This window comes from Corynebacterium kefirresidentii (genome assembly GCF_016599755.1).
GTDB classification, from domain to species: domain Bacteria; phylum Actinomycetota; class Actinomycetes; order Mycobacteriales; family Mycobacteriaceae; genus Corynebacterium; species Corynebacterium kefirresidentii.
Genome location: NZ_CP067012.1, coordinates 1,566,000 through 1,584,578, shown reverse-complemented (window position 1 = coordinate 1,584,578; position 18,579 = coordinate 1,566,000). Strand labels below are relative to the sequence as shown.

16 protein-coding genes are annotated in these 18,579 nt (G+C 56.5%); 12 read left to right on the top strand and 4 right to left on the bottom strand.

Features of this window, described 5'->3' with window-relative positions:
- Positions 1-43 precede the first annotated feature (43 nt).
- The 4 genes from gatB to I6I12_RS07585 all read left to right on the top strand — a co-directional run bounded on the left by gatB (position 44) and on the right by I6I12_RS07585 (position 5,458).
- Positions 44-1,549, top strand: coding sequence for an Asp-tRNA(Asn)/Glu-tRNA(Gln) amidotransferase subunit GatB (gatB, locus tag I6I12_RS07600; protein ID WP_234288100.1), 1,506 nt, complete (start codon positions 44-46; stop codon positions 1,547-1,549).
- A gap of 138 nt (positions 1,550-1,687) precedes the next feature.
- Positions 1,688-2,740, top strand: a complete 1,053-nt coding sequence (locus I6I12_RS07595; protein WP_200287661.1) for an NAD(P)-dependent alcohol dehydrogenase — start codon at positions 1,688-1,690, stop codon at positions 2,738-2,740.
- Between the two features lie 203 nt (positions 2,741-2,943).
- Entirely contained in the window at positions 2,944-4,371 is a 1,428-nt protein-coding gene (locus tag I6I12_RS07590; RefSeq protein ID WP_200287659.1) for a YkvI family membrane protein, read from the top strand.
- A gap of 16 nt (positions 4,372-4,387) precedes the next feature.
- On the top strand, positions 4,388-5,458 hold the full coding sequence (locus I6I12_RS07585) for an aldo/keto reductase (RefSeq protein WP_432417956.1): 1,071 nt from the start codon (positions 4,388-4,390) through the stop codon (positions 5,456-5,458).
- Between the two features lie 21 nt (positions 5,459-5,479).
- Here I6I12_RS07585 and I6I12_RS07580 read toward each other — a convergent pair whose 3' ends face one another.
- A complete protein-coding gene (locus tag I6I12_RS07580; protein WP_200287655.1) occupies positions 5,480-6,172 on the bottom strand; it encodes a LysE/ArgO family amino acid transporter in 693 nt (230 codons plus the stop codon).
- A 70-nt stretch (positions 6,173-6,242) separates the two neighbouring features.
- Here I6I12_RS07580 and I6I12_RS07575 point away from each other — a divergent pair, with 70 nt between their 5' ends.
- The 4 genes from I6I12_RS07575 (at position 6,243) to I6I12_RS07560 (ending at position 9,029) form a co-directional block, all read left to right on the top strand.
- A complete protein-coding gene (locus tag I6I12_RS07575; RefSeq protein WP_200287653.1) occupies positions 6,243-7,115 on the top strand; it encodes a LysR family transcriptional regulator ArgP in 873 nt (290 codons plus the stop codon).
- Between the two features lie 69 nt (positions 7,116-7,184).
- Positions 7,185-8,132 carry a DoxX family membrane protein gene (locus I6I12_RS07570; protein WP_200287651.1) on the top strand — a complete coding sequence of 316 codons (948 nt, stop codon included), beginning with the start codon at positions 7,185-7,187 and terminating at the stop codon, positions 8,130-8,132.
- 125 nt (positions 8,133-8,257) lie between these two features.
- Complete coding sequence (locus I6I12_RS07565; RefSeq protein WP_200287649.1) at positions 8,258-8,722, top strand: hypothetical protein; 465 nt, start codon at positions 8,258-8,260, stop codon at positions 8,720-8,722.
- A complete protein-coding gene (locus I6I12_RS07560; protein ID WP_200287647.1) occupies positions 8,715-9,029 on the top strand; it encodes a transcriptional regulator in 315 nt (104 codons plus the stop codon). Before I6I12_RS07565 ends, I6I12_RS07560 begins: the two co-directional genes overlap by 8 nt.
- Here the strand turns inward: I6I12_RS07560 and I6I12_RS07555 are convergent.
- The 3 genes from I6I12_RS07555 to I6I12_RS07545 form a co-directional block, all read right to left on the bottom strand.
- On the bottom strand, positions 9,004-10,278 hold the full coding sequence (locus I6I12_RS07555) for a glycosyltransferase family 87 protein (RefSeq protein WP_200287645.1): 1,275 nt from the start codon (positions 10,276-10,278) through the stop codon (positions 9,004-9,006). The genes I6I12_RS07560 and I6I12_RS07555 overlap by 26 nt on opposite strands.
- A gap of 77 nt (positions 10,279-10,355) precedes the next feature.
- A complete protein-coding gene (gene ilvD / locus I6I12_RS07550) occupies positions 10,356-12,209 on the bottom strand; it encodes a dihydroxy-acid dehydratase (protein ID WP_200287643.1) in 1,854 nt (617 codons plus the stop codon).
- Between the two features lie 54 nt (positions 12,210-12,263).
- Complete coding sequence (locus tag I6I12_RS07545) at positions 12,264-12,806, bottom strand: PH domain-containing protein (protein WP_200287641.1); 543 nt, start codon at positions 12,804-12,806, stop codon at positions 12,264-12,266.
- Positions 12,807-13,112: 306 nt separating this feature from the next.
- On the opposite strand from I6I12_RS07545, the gene I6I12_RS07540 reads away from it, so the two are divergent.
- The 4 genes from I6I12_RS07540 to I6I12_RS07525 all read left to right on the top strand — a co-directional run bounded on the left by I6I12_RS07540 (position 13,113) and on the right by I6I12_RS07525 (position 18,502).
- Positions 13,113-14,963 (top strand): acetolactate synthase large subunit, encoded by a 1,851-nt coding sequence (locus I6I12_RS07540; protein ID WP_200287640.1) that lies wholly within the window; start codon positions 13,113-13,115, stop codon positions 14,961-14,963.
- Positions 14,964-14,965: 2 nt separating this feature from the next.
- Positions 14,966-15,484, top strand: coding sequence for an acetolactate synthase small subunit (gene ilvN, locus I6I12_RS07535; RefSeq protein WP_086589129.1), 519 nt, complete (start codon positions 14,966-14,968; stop codon positions 15,482-15,484).
- Between the two features lie 100 nt (positions 15,485-15,584).
- Positions 15,585-16,598 carry a ketol-acid reductoisomerase gene (ilvC, locus tag I6I12_RS07530; RefSeq protein WP_200287638.1) on the top strand — a complete coding sequence of 338 codons (1,014 nt, stop codon included), beginning with the start codon at positions 15,585-15,587 and terminating at the stop codon, positions 16,596-16,598.
- Positions 16,599-16,711: 113 nt separating this feature from the next.
- The gene (locus I6I12_RS07525; protein WP_200287637.1) at positions 16,712-18,502 is read left to right on the top strand and encodes a GmrSD restriction endonuclease domain-containing protein; all 1,791 of its coding nucleotides are present in this window, start codon (positions 16,712-16,714) and stop codon (positions 18,500-18,502) included.
- The last annotated feature ends 77 nt before the right edge of the window (positions 18,503-18,579 follow it).

Genomic DNA, 18,579 nt, shown 5'->3' with positions numbered 1-18,579 from the left:
GGGCGTGAGCGCGCGGGTGCATGGACGTATTAAGATGGCACGCATGACTGCTGCGATGTATGACCTGATGGACTTTGATGAGGTCCTAGAAAAGTTCGAGCCGGTAATGGGCATGGAAGTCCACGTAGAGCTGGATACGGAAACCAAGATGTTTTCTACCTCTCCTACGAACTTCAACGCAGCGCCTAACTCCAACGTTGACCCGGTCTCACTGGGTCTGCCCGGTGCGCTGCCGGTAGTAAATTCCAAGGGCGTGGAGGGCGCCATCAAGATTGGCTTGGCGCTTAATTGCTCCATTGCCGAGTCCTCTCGCTTTGCCCGCAAGAATTATTTTTACCCGGACCAGCCAAAGAACTACCAGATTTCCCAGTATGACGAGCCGATTGCCTACGACGGCTACCTGGACGTAGTGCTGGAGGACGGCACCGAGTGGCGGGTGGAAATTGAGCGCGCGCACATGGAGGAAGACACCGGCAAGCTGACCCACTTGGGCGGCGTGGACGGCCGTATTCACGGTGCTACGGCTTCCTTGGTGGATTGCAACCGTGCGGGCATTCCTCTCATTGAGATTGTCACCAAGCCGATCGTCGGCGCCGGCGAGCGTGCACCGGAGGTGGCTAAGGCCTATGTTTCCGCTCTGCGTGAGCTTGTGGCAGCCCTAGGCGTTTCCGATGCCCGTATGGATCAGGGCTCGATGCGTGTGGACTCCAACCTGTCTCTGCGCCCAGTGGGGCAGGAAGAATTCGGCACCCGTACCGAGACCAAGAACATCAACTCCCTGCGTTCTGTGGAACAGGCGGTTCGCTTCGAGATGCAGCGCCAGGCACAGGTACTTGAAGATGGCGGCACCATCGATCAGGAAACCCGCCACTACCAAGAGACCGACGGCACTACCTCCAAGGGGCGTCCGAAGGAGACCGCGGAGGATTACCGTTACTTCAATGACCCGGATCTTCCACCGGTCATCGCCCCACGCGAGTGGGTAGAAGAACTGCGCCAGACCCTTCCGGAGCTGCCATGGGTTCGCCGTGCGCGCATTCAGGAAGAGTGGGGCATCAAGGATGAAGAGATGCGCGACTTGGTCAACGCCGGCGCACTCGACCTCATCGTGGATACCGTTGAGGCCGGCGCGAAGCCGGACGAGGCGCGCTCTTGGTGGGTTTCCTATCTAGCAGGCAAGGCCAACGAGAAGGAAACCGACCTTGCAGGTTTGTCCATTACCCCGCAGCAGGTGGCGCGCGTTATCGCGCTCGTCAATGAAGGGAAGCTGACTACCAAGCTGGCGCGTAAGGCGGTAGATGGCGTGTTGGCGGGCGAAGGCGACGTCGACGAGGTCGTCGAAAAGCGCGGCTTGGAGGTCGTGCGTGACGATGGAGCCATTGAAAAGGCCGTGGATGATGCGCTGGCAGCTAACCCGGACATCGTGGAGAAGTACCGTGCCGGCAATAAGAAAGTAACCGGTGCCATTGTGGGTGCGGTCATGAAGGCCACCCAGGGTAAGGCCGATCCTGGTCAGGTCAATAAGCTCATCGCAGAGAAGCTGAACTAAGCACCACGTTAAGCCAGCCGCGCTCGCACTTCCTCGAACTGGACGCGTGGCTGGCTTTTTTGTGCCCTCATTTCCTGTCAAAATTGGTGATTATTTTCGTTAGGCGAGGTCAGTAGGGGTGGGCGTAGGGTTGTGGGCATGTCAATCAAGAGCAAAGTTTTGCAAAAGGAAAGCCCTGACGCACCCTTTAAGGTCGTAGAAATCGAGCGCCGCGATCCGCGCGAGGATGACGTAGTTATTGATATCAAAGCTGCGGGCATTTGCCACTCCGATATCCACACCATTCAAAACGAGTGGGGCGAAGCCCACTTCCCACTGACGGTGGGCCATGAAATCGCTGGTGTTGTAGAAGCCGTGGGCGATAAGGTCACTAAGTTCAAGGTGGGCGACCGCGTTGGCGTGGGATGCTTAGTAAATTCCTGTGGCGAGTGCGAGCAATGCCGCAATGGACAGGAGCAGAACTGCCTAAACGGCAATGTAGGAACCTATAACTCCGAGGACGTGGACGGCACCATTACCCAAGGTGGCTACGCTCAGAAGGTAGTCGTCAACGAAGGATTCGTATGCACCATCCCAGAGGACATCGATTTTGACGAAGCGGCCCCGCTGCTGTGCGCGGGAATTACCACCTATTCGCCGCTGGCACGCTGGCAGGTCAAGGAAGGTGACAAGGTCGCTGTAGTGGGCCTAGGCGGATTGGGCCACATGGGTGTCCAAATCGCGGCGGCCAAGGGAGCAGAAGTGACCGTGATTTCCCGCTCCTTGCGCAAGGAGAAGGAGGCCTACGAGCTTGGTGCGAAGCACATTCTGGCCACCGGTGAGGACGAGGACTTCTTTGCCAACCACCGCGGCGAATTCGATGTCATCCTGTCCACCATTTCTGCACAGTACTCCCTCGATGACTACCTGCAGCTGCTCAAGCCGCGCGGCATCATGTCCGTGGTAGGGCTGCCACCAGAGGAGCTGGGAATCCATATGGGCAGCCTCGTCAGCGGCGGTAAGGTGCTTACGGGCAATAATATCGGCGGTATCGCCGAGACCCAGGAGATGCTGGACTTTTGTGCCGAGCACGGCATTGGTGCCGTCATTGAGAAGATCGGCGTTAACGACGTCGATGCCGCCTATGAGCGCGTGGTAGACGGCGATGTGAAATTCCGCTTTGTGATTGATACCGCAACCTTCGAAGACTAAGGCGTTTGGTTGATTTCGCTGAATCGGTTTGATGTGATTTAGCACAACATCGGTCTGCCCCAGTAGGTGTTTAGTGGGTCACTTACGTACCATTCCTTATGGAACGCATGCTTGTGATGTGTGGCCCACGTGCTGGGGGCCGGGGGACAAGGGGCCGCGCGCACCAGTATGCGAGAGATATTCGCTACAAAAGTTAGGCAACTGTGTCTTCTAAAAACATTATCGCCATCGCAATGTCCTTCGTGGGCTTGCTGGTCGGTGCAGGCTTTGCCACGGGACAAGAGGTGGTGCAGTACTTCACTGCCTTTGGCACCTGGGGCATTCCTGGCATCATTATCGCCGCACTCGTCATGACCCTCGCGGGTACAGTGTTCTTGCAGCTGGGAAGCTATTTCCACGCCTCGGAACACAATACTGTTTTCCGCAATGTCACCCACCCGATCGTCTCCAAATTGCTGGATGTGGCGGTCATCATCACCCTCTTTGCTATTGGTTTTGTGATGCTGGCCGGTGCCGGCTCTAACATGGAGCAGCAATTTGGCTGGAAGACGTGGATTGGTTCCACGCTCATGCTGGTCTTGGTCTTGCTCGTCGGCATGCTCGACGTGGATAAGGTTTCCAAGGTTATCGGTACGGTCACACCGTCCATCATCATTGCGGTCATTGGCGTAGCCATCTACACCGGACTCAATATGCCGGATGACATTGGGGCGGCCCTAGACGCTTCGAGTCAGATCGATACTCCGATTGGCAACTGGCTGATTTCCGCACTGAACTACAACGGCCTTGCTCTGATGCTAGCCGTATCTATGTCCCTGGTTATCGGCGGCGATAATATTAGCCCGCGCGAGGCCGGCTGGGGCGGCGTCGTGGGCGGCATTATCTACTCCGTCATGATGGGTCTTGCCGGTTTCTCTTTGCTGATGAACTCGGATAAGGCACAAGGCTCCGATATTCCGATGTTGTCTCTGGTCGATGACGTCAATCCCACATTGGGCGCTGTCATGGCGGTCATCATTTACTTGATGATCTTCAATACCGCCATCGGCATGTTCTACGCGCTGGGTAAGCGCCTGTCTGCCGGCCATGAGAAGCGCTACCCGGTCATCTTCGTCATCGGCTGCTTGGCTGGTTTCGCTGTTTCCTTTGCCGGCTTTAAGACCTTGATGAACTACATCTACCCAATCATTGGCTACATGGGAATCCTCATGGTCGCCATCTTGGTTTTTGCGTGGTTCCGTAGCCAGTCCCAGATCCAGGACGAGGCAGTGCGTCGCGAGCGCGTACGTGCCCTCATGCACCTGAAGCTGCACCCGGACAAGGAATATGACGCCGAGCGCTACGACGATGAAATTGGCCAGCACATCGAGGACTCCAATATGGATAACGAGGCCCTCTACGATGAGCTGGTGGAGGAAGTCACCGAGAAACTCGACGGTGATGATGATGTGGACTTTGACAAGGAAAAGTACGAAGAAAAGCGCCACGATTACTCCTACTACACCGAGCGCGATGCGGTAGAAACCGACCGCACCCCGGAGGAGATTGAAAAGTGGGTCGAAGAAACCGGTGCATCCGGCGACCCTGAGGAAGATGAGGAGCGTCCGCAGGCTGACAAACCGAAGAATTAAGCGGACAATGGGTGCCATGAGTTTCTATGCACCCGCACCTGACCGTTATGATTCGATGGAGTACCGCCGAGTAGGTAACTCTGGTCTGAAGTTGCCGGCCATTTCCCTTGGCCTATGGCAGAACTTCGGTGACGATCGTCCCCTGGCCACGCAGCGCGAGATTTTGCGCGCGGCGTATGACCGGGGGATTACTCATTTCGATTTGGCCAATAACTATGGTCCGGAACCTGGCGCCGCCGAAGCTAACTTCGGCCGCATCTTCGCCCGCGATTTTCGTCCCTTCCGTGATGAAATGATCATCTCTTCCAAGGCTGGCTGGGTGATGAATGATTCCCCTTATGGCTTTGGTGGCTCCCGCAAGTACCTGGTGAGTTCCTTGGACGCGTCTCTCGAGTGCATGGGCTTGGATTACGTGGATATCTTCTATCACCACCGCCCGGATCCAGATACCCCGCTGGAAGAAACCCTTTATGCACTGCGCGATATCGTAGCTTCCGGCAAGGCCCTCTACGTGGGCATTTCCTCCTACGGGCCAGAGCTTACCGCGGAGGCCGTGGAATTTATGGAAGAGGAAGGCTGCCCATTGCTGATTCACCAGCCAAGTTATTCCATTCTCAACCGCTGGATTGAGCGTCCGGGCGAAGATGGCGAGTCGTTGCTTGACGTCACCGGGCGTAGCGGATTGGGAGTTATCGGTTTCGGGCCACTGGCACAAGGAATGCTGACCGATCGCTATATCGATGGCATTCCCGCCGATTCCCGCGCGGCACAAGATAAGACCTTGGAAAAGGGCTGGCTCAACGAGGAGAACCTGTCCATGATTCGCGCCCTCAACGATATTGCGCGTAAGCGTGGGCAGTCTTTGGCTCAGATGGCTATTTCGTGGGTATTGCGCGACCAAGGCGATCGCACGCTAACCTCGGCTCTTTTGGGCGCTTCTTCGGTGGAGCAGCTCGAGCATAACCTAGGGGCACTGGACAATCTCGACTTCAGTGCAGAGGAGCTGGGCGCGATTGACGACGTCGCCCATGACGCCGGAATCAACCGGTGGGCCGGTGCGACCGCGTCGCGCGTTCGCGGCAATTAGGCGGCCCTTTGAACCCGGCCCCTAGAGCAGGAGCAACTTGAGCGTTAGGCCAATCATGATGACGCCGATACCGAAGTTGATCCAGCGCCATACCGTGGGTCGGGACAACACATGGGAAAAACGTGCGGCGCCAAAGCCGATGAAGGGGAACCAGGTGAAGCTGGCGCAGATAGCACCCACGGCGAAAAGCCAGCGCCCTGATTCGCCGTATTGGTTGGCGATGCTGCCAAGCATGACAACCACGTCTACGTAGGCGCCTGGGTTCAGCCACGTTAAGGCCAGGGCGGTCAATAGTGGTTTAACCCAGGAGGGGGAGCGCTTTATCTCCACCCGAGTTTTAGTCTTCGTCGTGCTGCGTGAGGTGGAACCATCGAAGGTGGCTACTTCCTGCGGGACCTTAGGCTGTGTGGATTCGACCTCAATGGCCTCACCCTTGGTCTTCAACGCATCGCGGAAGCAGGTAAAAGTAAAATAGGCCAGGTAAGTCGCGCCAACGTATTTCAGGACTTGCAGGGCGTTGGGAAACTTTTCTACCAGGTAGCCCACGCCGGCTGTGCCGGAGGTAATCAGGATGACGTCGGAAAGCGCGCAGACGGCAATGATGAGGCCAATATGGTCGCGGCGGATGCCGAATTTAAGCAGCATGGCATTTTGCGGGCCGACGGCCACGATGAGCGATAATCCCAGAAAGAAACCAGCAAGCACGATGGACATGCCTTCTAGTGTGAATTCTTAGGCTGGATTAGTCCAGTTAATGCTTCTTCAGTTGGTTTAGAATAGCTTCATGAACCCGGTGCACCTAGAAACCTTGCTTGCGATCGTGGACGAAGGCAGCTTCGATGTTGCCGCGGCCGTGCTCGGTATATCGCCGTCTGCGGTGAGCCAGCGTATCAAGGCCTTGGAGTCGAGCACCGGACGAGTACTCCTTCGCCGTGCCACCCCGGTAACCGCCACGGAAGCGGGCGAGATCCTTGTTCAGTCCGCGCGCCGCATGGCGTTAGTGCAGGCAGAAACGGATGCCCGCCTAGGCCATCGCCTGGCCCGGGTCCCGCTGTCTGTCGCAGTAAATTCGGATTCTTTGGCGACGTGGTTTAGGAGGGTTCTAAGCGATACCGCGCGGCGGGGCGACGTCGCCTTGCGCATCCGGATTGAGGATGAAGCACGCACCTTAGCCATGTTGCGGCGTGGCGATGTGCTGGGCGCAGTAACGAGGGAGGCCACACCAGTTTCGGGTTGCGAGTCTAGCTTTTTGGGCACTATGCGCTACTTTCCAGTCGCGGCGCCGCATATTGCAGATAGCTTTCATAGCGGTCGGCTAACCTGGGAAACCATGCCTTTGGTGGGATATGGTCCCAACGATCAGGTATTGGATGATGCCATGCGCGAGCGCTTCATTGATTCGGCCGTGGTGCGTGCCCGGGTGTCGCAGATTCCCTCTTCCGAGGGCTACCTCGAGGCGGTTCGCGTCGGCCTAGGGTGGGGATTGCTGCCCCAAGCCCAGGCACTGCCGCTTTTGGAGGCGAAAGAGCTGGTGCTTCTCGACGGCTCCCCGCTCGATATCGACCTCTATTGGCAGCGTTGGCGTTTGGAATCGGAGGTTTTGGGTGAGCTCACGCGTTCGGTGATTGAGGCCGCAAGCGGCTTGGAAGCACTCTAGCCAGTTTGCTGCAACGGCGCGCCGTGGCGGGTACCACAAAAGCGCAGGCCCGTGCCTTAAATTGGAGCTATGAGCGATAAACAGCCGGATAAAGCCACACCGTTAGATGAAGACATGGGCGTGCCTACCTACAACGCCAAGCCCGCGAGCAAAGATTCCGTTTCCAGCGAGAAGAACTCGAAGCCTGGCCTCTTCGAGCGCGCCGGCCGCGCTGAGCCGCAGGAGATCAAGCCTTCCCAGGCGCGGCAAGACCACCCTGAAACTGAGGTAATGTCCTACTCCAGCGCGAACGAAGCCGCGCGTCAGCAAAGCGGCGCCAGCGAGGAAACTGTAGCGTTTGCGCAACCGGAGTCGGCCACGCCGGTTAGTGCCGAGGAAGAATCGGCACTTGCTACTGCCGACGCCCCTGAAGAAGGTGCCGCCAGCGCAGAAACCGCAGAGGAGCGCGAGGCCCGCCTGCAGGCGGAACAGGAAGAAAAAGAAGGCTACCACCGCTATGGGCGCCGCGGCACTATCGACTTTGGTCTGCTATTCATTCGCATCGCACTGAGCGCCTACCTAATCATTGCCGGTGCAAAAACCTTCTTCGAGCTCGGCGATAGCCAGGGCTTGTCCGGTCTAGAGGGTGATTTTGCCAACTATGCTTGGGATGCCGCGCTGTCGATTGCGGTTCCGACCATGCAGCTTATCGCTGGTGTATTCCTGTTGCTGGGACTCATTACGCCTCTGGCTGCCATGCTGGGCTTGGTAGTGACCGGCTTTAGCGCTGTCCACGAGCTAGCGCAGACCGATGCCGGTTTGGACGTCTTTAGCTGGCCAGATTCCGTCTGGCTTTCTTTGGTCCTCTTCGTTATCGCTGTGGGCCTGCAGTTTACTGGCCCGGGCTTTATCTCCCTAGACTTCAAACGCTCGTGGGCACGCCGCCCGCTGGGCACCTCCTGGGTCTTTGTGCTTATCGGCGTAGCGATTCTCGTAGCACTGTGGTTCTTCGGTGCGGGAGTTAATCCGCTGAGCTAATCGCCAAAAGATTATCCGTCGCGCACGCGGCGGATTTTCTTTTACCCCTTGCTTTCCGGGAGGGAAAGTATGATACTTTCTAAAGTGGAAAACAACGAAATTCGAGGGTGAAAGGGATAGAGACGATGGAAGACAGCGTGCACGAGGCACTGGCATTTAATGAAGAAATGGAGCAAGACCAGAGCGCAGGGCGGAAGACCGCGCTTAATGCATTGTTTGCTGCGGCGTTAGCAGGACTGTGGTTTGGCCTGAGCCAATTTGGGGAAGGTATGCCGCTATGGTTATCTCTCGGAGTCATAATTGCCTGCGTGGGTGTAGGCCTTTGGGTAGGCGCTAAAAAGCGTGACGTACGTGCAGGCTATAGACAAAATCCCTTTGACCAGCCGCAGCCGGATAAGAAATACTATTTCGGATTTTTTCTAATATTTGCCCCTACGTTTTTCCAGACCTTTCTCGAAGGGCACATGGTGATTGCGGCCACCGTATTCACGCTGTGGGGCGTGGGCGTGTTTTGGGCTCTCAATTCGGGAGCAATGGATATGTCCACGCGTGGCCATAGAGACGACAAGCAGGCGAGCGGTGATGAGTGAGCTTGATCCAGTAATTCACCCGCTTAACCGGTTTAAGATTTGTGCGGTACTTAATGCTGCCGGGGCAGTGGAAGGTGCCATTAATAAGGAGATGCGCTTTGCGGCGATCCGGGACAAGGTGAATCAATCCGATGCCACGCTGTCTAAGCAGCTAAGCGCACTGGAAAAAGAGGGGTATGTCAGTCGCTTTCGTGAGTATGGATCCTCACGTGGCAAGGACACGGTATGGGTAATGCTCACAACTAAAGGTAAGGCCGCATTCGATTCGCACCTTGCAGCGCTTAAGACGCTAGCGGGACAGGAGTAGCGGTATTCGCGTTCCGGTTATTGCGCTGGGAGGCATAGAAAGCGGCTGCGAAAAGCGCGACGGACAGTATGGTTAGCCAGACGAAGTCATCTACCCAAAACTTTTGGTAGCGCTCCATGGCGTGGACATCGACTTGGTCGCCCCACCACCATTTGGGTGGAACAGTCAGAAGCATGCCTGCCCAGGCAACGAGAACGGTCAGGAGGCTGCCTGCGGCCCATCCCGTAGAAAGCCAGCTCCAGGCGCGGTAAAGAAAGACTGGGATGATGAGCGTGAGCCAGACCCAGTGGTGTGACCAGGAAACGGGGGAGATGAGCAGGAGGGTAAGGGCGGTGACCAATTGGGCGTCGACAAGCAAATGCTCCTCGCACAGGCGCTTAATAAGCCACGCCGCGAATGCAATGACCACGAGGGAGGCGGCGATCCACGCGATGTTGATGGCCAGACCATTAGCGTCCATGGCCTCGGAAGAAGAATACATGCGCTGAATGGCGCCCTTGATAGAGCTATTGGACTGGTAATCAGTCCCCACGCCGAAGTCGCCGCCAGAGCCCATATCGAGCAATTTGGAACTGAAGAACTCCACGAACGCGTCCCAGCGGAAGGCTGCGGCAAGGAGGGTGGCCGCAACAGCGGAAAGGAGCGCTGTGGCAATCTGCTTCCACTCCTTGCGCACGAGGAAGTAAAGCAGCATGGCCAGAGGGGTTATTTTGATCGCGGCCGCTAAGCCAATCAGGATTCCTTGCGGTAGGAAGCGCCGGCGCGGAACGAGGTCGAGGACAACGAGCGTCATGACCACGATATTGATTTGGGCAAAGCCGTTATTGAGGTCAACCGGCTCAAAGCGCAATACAATTGCCCAAGTAATGGCGGTGATGGGCAGGAGGAACTCTGGCTTTTTCAGCACTGCCTTGAATGCAAGGTAGAGGCAGAGGGGCACGAGAAGGTCAGAGAGGACGACCACGATGTCGCCTGCCATGTCGTGGTCAATGCCATCGAAGGCCGTCAGTGGGACCATGACCAGCGCGCCAAAGGGCGGATAAATAAAGGGCAATTGAATATCGCCAGCCAGCATGGGTTCGCTGTAGACAGAGCGGTGTTCAAGGAAAGCCTTAACGCCTTCGCGGTAGACCACCATATCGATGGGGAAGTCCGTAATGTGGATGTCTTGGACGATCTTCCGAGCGCCAAGAATGAGCCCTAGTAAGGTCAGGGCATAGCGGAATAACGGGGTACGCGCGAATTTCATCGCAGGATATCTTATGCGATTTGCAGGCAAAAGGCGCGCACCCCACCGAGGCACAGCAATTTAGCAGCTATCTCCCGCTAATTCACATAACCGTCAACCACGCGAACCGCGCCGCGGTCAGCTGAGGTTGCCATTGCCGCATATGCACGCAGTGCCTTAGTGATCGGGCGGTTGCGGCTTACGGGGGTCCAAGGGGATTCGCGCTGTTCTTGGGCGGCGCGGCGGCGCTCCAGTACTTCCTCATCCACGTCTAGGGTGAGTTCGCGCTCGTGGATATCAATAGAGATGGTGTCGCCGTTTTCGATCAGCCCGATAAGTCCTTGGTGAGCAGCCTCGGGGGAGATGTGTCCGATGGATAGGCCGGAAGTACCGCCGGAGAAACGGCCATCGGTAATCAGGGCGCATGCCTTGCCCAAACCGGCACCCTTGAGGAAGGAAGTCGGGTGGAGCATCTCTTGCATGCCAGGGCCACCGGCCGGGCCTTCATAGCGGATGACCACGACATCGCCCGGCTGAACCTCTTTATTGAGGATGATAGATACCGCTTCCTCCTGGGACTCTACGACTCGTGCAGGGCCGGAGAAGGTCCACAGCTCCTCTTCGACGCCCGCTGCCTTGACGATGGCCCCGTCGGGAGCGAGGTTGCCGCGCAGGACAACGAGGCCACCGTCGGAAGAAAAGGCATGCTCGGCGTCGTGGATGCAGCCATTGGCGGCGTCGGTATCGAGCTCGTCCCAGCGGTTGGATTGGGAGAAGGGCTCCGTGGTGCGCACGCCGCCGGGGGCGGCGTAGTAGAGTTCGCGGGCCTCCTCGGTGGCGTGAGGGTTGCGGATATCCCAGTCATCGAGCCACTGTTCGGCGTTGTCATATAGCGCTGTATGTACCTTGAGGTTGAGGTGCCCGGCGCGGCGAAGCTCGCCCAAGATTGCGGGAATGCCGCCAGCGCGGTGAACATCTTCAATGTGGTAGGTCCCGTTGGGCGCTACCTTGGACAGGCAGGGTACGCGGTAGGAGATGTCGTTGATGTCATCCAGCGTGAAGTCCACCTCGCCTTCCTGCGCGGCCGCCAAGGTGTGCAGGATGGTATTGGTGGAGCCACCCATGGCCATGTCTAGGGCCATGGCGTTAGTGAAAGCTTCCTTGGTAGCGATATTGCGCGGCAGTACGGATTCGTCTTCTTCGCCGTAATAGCGACGGCACATATCGACGATGGTGGTGCCGGCCTTTTTGAATAGGCCGCGGCGGGCCGTGTGGGTGGCCAAGGTGGTACCGTTGCCGGGCAGTGCAAGGCCGAGGGCCTCGGTCAGGCAGTTCATAGAGTTGGCGGTAAACATGCCGGAGCAGGAACCACAGGTGGGGCAGGCAGATGCTTCGACCTGGGTTAGTCCTTCATCCGAGACCTCATCATTGGCGGAGGCCGTAATGGCCGTAATGAGGTCGGTTGGGGCGTGGGCTACGCCATCTACAACGACCGCCTTTCCTGCCTCCATTGGCCCACCAGAGACAAAGATGGTGGGGATATTCAAGCGCAGGGCGGCATTGAGCATGCCGGGGGTGATTTTATCGCAGTTGGAGATGCATACCAGGGCGTCGGCAGTGTGGGCATTGGCCATGTACTCGATGGAATCGGAGATGATTTCGCGGGAGGGAAGCGAGTACAGCATGCCGCTATGGCCCATGGCAATGCCATCATCGACTGCGATGGTGTTGAATTCCTTGGGCACTCCGCCGGCCTCACGTACGGCATCGGCGACAATATCGCCGACGTTTTTGAGGTGCACGTGGCCGGGGACGAATTGGGTATAGGAGTTGGCGATGGCCACGATCGGTTTACCAAAGTCATTTTCCTTGGTGCCGGTTGCGCGCCACAGGGCCCGGGCGCCAGAGGCCTGGCGGCCGACGGTAGTTACTTTTGAGCGCAGCGGGAACATGGTTTAAAGTCACCATTCCTTCAAGGGATGTGGGGGAGAGCGTCGGTGGCGTATTTAGTTTTCGGCCGAGGGCTTGAGCTCGGGGTGGCGCTCAAGGTAGTCCGCATACTCTTCTTTGCTGAGCAGGACTTGCTGGCCGTCGCGGTGGACGATAACCACCTTTTCATCTGCCGCTTCACGGCCCTGGGTAAGGGCGTCCGGGATGCGGCCGCGGGAGGCCTCTGAAAGGCGTGGGAGCGAGTTAAAGGTGATACCGGGCAGGTTGTGCTCTGCGCCGCTTCTCGTACGAGCAAAGGCGCGGGAGCGTTGGAACCCGATACCGGCAAAATCGCCCCAAGGGATCTGGACCTTTTTCCGGAAAGCATAGGAAATGTCGATCCCTGATTCGGAGACCTTGGTGCGGGATTTTATGACCCACCACAGCCCAAGGGCGGGGATGATAAACAGCCATGCGAGGTATTTGGGGGCCCACCCAATGCTCAATAGCGCAATGGTGGACAGGATAAGGATGCCCAAGATGTGGTCACGGGATGGCTTGAAAACCTCTGCCTGGGTGGTGGACTGATGAGGTTTATTGTCCTTAGGTGGTGGAGTCATAGTGTGCAAGCCTAATTCACAGGGGTGGGTGAGGGCTAACCTATTTTCAGGAATGTCTCACCATGTGGGAAACCGATCCCAAATGGGGGTAACTGTCATAACCGTAATACCTATCGGTGTATAGTCATGCTCATGATCATTATTCGACTTCAGGTAGTACCAATGCGGCGGTGACCGCGGCGCTCATGACGTCGACGCTTTTCGCCCCCGCAGACACACCAGCCCGCGGGGGCTTTGTTCATATCTAAAGGCGTTAACGATGATGATCACGACCAGTATTAGAGCAATCCAAGGAGCACATTAACCGTGGTTACGACAACTTCGCCCACGCCCGCTTCGGTGGCTGCAGCCTCACGCGCCCACGCTCCGGAGCGGATGAGTGGTGCCCACGCCATTGTCCGCACTCTTGAAGATTTGGGAACCGATCTTGTCTTCGGCATTCCAGGCGGTGCCGTGCTTCCGCTCTACGATGCTTTGCATACCTCGACCAAGCTGCGGCATGTGCTCACCCGTCATGAACAGGGAGCTGGACATGCTGCGGAAGGCTATGCGCAGGCTTCTGGCAAGGTGGGGGTGTGTATTGCCACCTCGGGGCCGGGTGCGACTAACTTGGTGACAGCGCTTGCCGACGCCAACCTGGACTCCGTCCCCATCGTCGCTATCACTGGCCAAGTGGGAAGCAATCTTTTGGGAACCGATGCCTTCCAGGAGGCCGATATCCGTGGTGTGACAATGCCGATTACCAAGCATAACTACATCGTGACGGATCCTAGGCAGATTCCCGCTGCTATTGCTGCAGCATTCCATTTGGCTTCTACAGGGCGCCCAGGACCGGTCCTAGTGGATATTCCGAAAGACGTTCAAAATGGCCACTTGGACTACTCTTTCCCAACCGAATTCGATTTGCCTGGATATAAGCCAACGACCAAGCCACACCACCGTCAAATCGCGCAAGCGGTTGAACTCATCGCGCAAGCAGAAAAGCCGGTTATTTATGCCGGAGGCGGTGTCATCAAGGCGGAGGCAGCACAGGAGCTGCGTGCGTTTGCGGAATTTACCGGAATTCCAGTTGTGACCACACTCATGGCCTTGGGATCTTTCCCGGAGTCTCATCCGCTGCATATGGGCATGCCGGGCATGCATGGCACCGTTCCGGCGGTCGCGGCGATGCAACGTGCGGATCTGCTCATTGCCATCGGCGCGCGCTTCGATGATCGAGTAACTGGGGATACCTCAACCTTTGCCCCTGAGGCCCAGGTGATTCATGCGGATATCGATCCTGCTGAAATCGGCAAAATCCGTGAGGTGGACGTGCCTATCGTGGGTGATGCGCAAAAAGTACTAGCGGGACTTTTAAAGGAATACCGTAAAAACTCCTCTCTGGATCTGCCGCAGACAGGTCCATGGCGGGACTACCTTGACGGACTCAAAGAGCGGTTTCCCCGTGGTTATGATCCCACTCCGGATGGGCAGCTAAATCCTCAATTTGTCTTGGAGAAGCTCAGTGAAACCGTAGGCCCCGAGGCAATTTATTGTGCCGGAGTGGGGCAGCACCAGATGTGGTCGGCACAGTTTATTGACTTTGAACAGCCGCGTTCCTGGATTAACTCCGGCGGGGCTGGAACCATGGGCTACGCGGTACCGGCAGCCCTTGGCGCTAAAGCAGCATGCCCAGATAAAGAGGTATGGGCGATTGACGGTGATGGCTGCTTCCAGATGACCAATCAGGAGCTAACCACCGCAGCTTTGGAGGGCTTTCCATTCAAGGTTGCCGTTATTAATAACGGCAACCTAGGTATGGTCCGCCAGTGGCAAAACTTGTTCTTTAATGAGAACTACTCCCATACAAAGCTGCGAGAGCGCGATGTCTATACCCCGGACTTTGTCCGCTTGGCAGAAGCGCTGGGGTGTGAAGCCATCCGGGTCACCTGCGAGGAAGAAGTGGTGCCAGCGATTGAACGGGCCCGTGCAATCAATGACCGCCCTGTGGTTATTGACTTCATCGTTGGAGAAGATGCCCAGGTGTGGCCGATGATTGGCGGTGGGGCGTCTAACGAAGAGATTCAATACGCCCGCGGTTTGCGCCCGCTATTCGATGAAACTGAATCGGCAGCAGAAAGTCCTGCCGATATCGACGAGACCATCCAGGAGGTATAGGCATGGCACCCACTGACGTTTCCCGGCATACCTTGTCGGTCCTGGTGGAAGACGTAGAGGGAATCCTGTCGCGGGTGACCGGAATGTTTTCGCGGCGCGGTTATAGCATCATTTCCCTGGTTTCCGCCCAAACGGAAAATCCGGGTATCAACCGGCTGACTATCGTGGTTGATGCATCCGAGACAATCATGGAGCAGGTAACTAAGCAGCTCAATAAAATTGTTCCGGTCATCAAGATAGTTGAGCTTGAGGCTGACGCAACCGTGGCGCGAGCTCTGATGATGGTCAAGGTGGCTGCAAATAATACCAACCGGCCCCAGGTTGTCGATGCCGTCAATATCTTCCGCGCTCGCGTGGTAGATGTGGCGCAAGAATCCGTGGTAGTAGAAGCGACTGGTACCCCGGGAAAGCTGGCGGCGCTACTGGATGTATTAGAACCTTTTGGTGTACTCGAGCTGGTGCAGTCGGGCGACGTGGCCTTAGGGCGTGGGCCCAAAGCATTGGCTCCGCCCCGAAATTAATGTCTCACTAGGTGGGCATTAAATCCCATACACTGATACAATAGTGGGTGGGACGTTGATTCATTGAACTTTCAATCACTACAGAATTGAGGATTAGGACATGGCAATTGAGACCTTTTATGACGATGATGCGGATCTGTCCATCATTCAAAACCGCAAGGTAGCCGTCATCGGCTACGGTTCCCAAGGTCATGCACACTCGCAAAACCTGCGTGACTCCGGCGTTGAGGTTGTTATCGGCCTGCGCGAGGGTTCCAAGTCGGCGGATAAGGCTGAGGAAGCAGGTTTTGAGGTTAAGACCGTGGCAGAGGCTGCTAAGTGGGCAGACGTCATTATGCTGCTGGCGCCAGATACCTCTCAGAAGCAGATCTTTGAAGAGGAAATCGCCCCTAACCTGGAAGATGGCAATGCACTGCTGTTTGGTCACGGTTTGAATATTCACTTCAAGCTGATTGAGCCGCAGGCCAGTGTCACCGTCGGAATGGTTGCTCCTAAGGGGCCTGGTCACTTGGTTCGCCGACAGTTTGTAGATGGCAAGGGAGTTCCGTGCCTCATTGCTACTGAGCAGGATCCGAAGGGTGAAGGCCATGATTTGACCTTGTCCTATGCCGCAGCCATCGGTGGTGCGCGTGCCGGCGTTATCCCGACTACCTTCGAAGCAGAGACGGTTACTGACCTCTTCGGGGAGCAGGCTGTCTTGTGTGGCGGTGTGGAATACCTGATTCGTACCGGCTTTGAGGTTCTGACTGAGGCTGGATACGAGCCAGAAATGGCCTACTTTGAGGTTCTCCATGAGATGAAGCTGATTGTGGACCTGATGTTTGAAGGCGGCGTCGCCAATATGAACTACTCGGTATCTGATACCGCAGAGTTTGGCGGCTACATTTCCGGTCCCCGCGTTATCAATGCCGATACCAAGCAGCGCATGAAAGACATCTTGTCTGATATTCAGGATGGCACCTTCACCAAGCGCCTGCTGGCCAATATTGAGGGCGGCAACAAGGAATTGGAGGACCTGCGCGAGGAATTTGCACAGCACGAGATTGAAAAGACCGGCGCTAAGCTGCGCGATTTGATGAGCTGGGTCAAGAACCCACTGGATGCTACGGCCTAGCACATAAGGCCACGCGAATAGCGCCAAACCCACGGTGAATTAGGGGTGTTCACCGTGGGTTTTTCTGAATTATCGGCAGGAAAGAATTAATCCTTGGGGGTAGGATGTCGGGCATGGGCTTTACGACGCCAAGTTATGATCTCAAAGACCTCTTTGCACGGATTAATCGCGGGGACATCCAGCTACCTGATTTCCAACGCAGCTATGCATGGGACGAAGATCGCATCCGTTCACTCATTGTTTCTGTGCTGCGCGGCTATCCCATCGGGGCGCTTATGGCACTTGATACTCGAAACGAAAAGATGCGCTTTCGCCCCCGCGCCCTCGCCGGCGCGCCGGATACCGGCGTTGACCCCGGCTTGCTCCTTTTAGATGGACAGCAGCGTTTGACCACGCTGTATCACTGCTTCAACGGCGAGGGCTTTGTAGACACAACTGACTTCCGCAAGAAGAAAATTCATCGCCGTTTCTTCATTGATATTCGAGCTGCCGTGCGGGGCGAGATTATGCCGGATGACGCCATCTTTGCAGTCGATCACAAAGGAAAAATTCGATCGCACTTCGCACCGACGATTGAGGGGGACATTCTTTCACGGGAAGACGCCCTAGAGAATATGTGCATTCCTGTTGCTTCACTATTGAGTGAAGATGGCGTTGGCATGCTCTTTGAGCTTGCATCGACCAAACAGGAATACAGCGCGGAGCTAGCAGCGTTTAATAATCGCATCGTTAGACCATTGTCCGGCTATGACCTGCCGATGATTCGGCTTTCCCGAGAAACAGAGCGAGCCGGCATCGGGTCAATTTTCGCGCAGGCAAATTCGGCAGGCCTGCAAATGGACGTATTCGATTTACTCACCGCAGTATTTGCTTCCGAGGATCCCACGTTCCACCTGGCCACTGATTGGCAAGAAGTGGAAAAGGATCTGCGTACGTCCCCAGCTTTGGACGGAATTGGGCGCACAGAATTTCTTTCTGCAGTATCGCTTTTAGTCTCCGGAGAAAAGGGCCGTGCTGGTGGGCAGCGCGAGGACATCTTAAAGCTGTCCCTAACGGAGTATAAGGCGGCGGCCAATGATTTACGCATTACTTTCCGTGAGGTATCTGAGTTTTTGGCGGAACGATGCATCCTTAATACGGATCAGGTTCCGTTTAATGAACAGATTGTTCCTCTAGCCGTCATCATTGCCCGCCTGGCTAAACGCGGGGGAGCGCTGTCTACCCAGCAATCGTGGGACCGCATGAACCAATGGTTCTGGTGCGGCGTCTTCGGCGAGCTTTATGGCTCGTCTGCAGTGCAGCTGCGCGCCGCTCGCGACGTGGATGAGGTCACCGAGTGGGTAGCGGGCGCAACGGATGAGGCCCCGAAGACTGTCACCGATGCCACCTTCCGGGAATCCCGTTTGCTCTCTGTGGATGATAATGACGGTGTATGGCATGGTCTCTATGCCCTCCTTATGGCGCGCGGCGCAAAGGATTGGCGCACAGGAAAGGCGTTTAATAGGCGCACATTTGAAGAGCTCAAGCCGGGCTTTTTCCCGGTGTTCCCGCTGAATTGGTGCAAGCGCCACGGAGTGGACCCCGTTTTGGCGGAGTCCGTGATGAACTACACCCCAATGGGCAAGCGAACTGAGGTAGTACTCGATGGCTTCGCTCCCGATCGCTACCTGCCGCGCGTTCAGTCCAAGTCCATCATGGAAGACAGGCAATTTGATGAGGTACTAGCGTCCCACGATATGAATTTGAATTACCTGCGGGCGTCACAGCCGCGAGAATTCCTAGCAGACCGTCGTCAACGGTTCCTTGACATCGTGGAATATGCTTTAGGTAAACCTGTCATCCGTGATGTGGATGAAGCAAACCTGTTTGGTGGAGAGGAAGGCCCGCAAGCTTTTGATCGCTAATTCTGTGCGCCTGACTGCCACAGTGCTTGTCGCATCGCTTGCATTAGCTGCCTGTGGCACGCCAGTTACTGAAACCA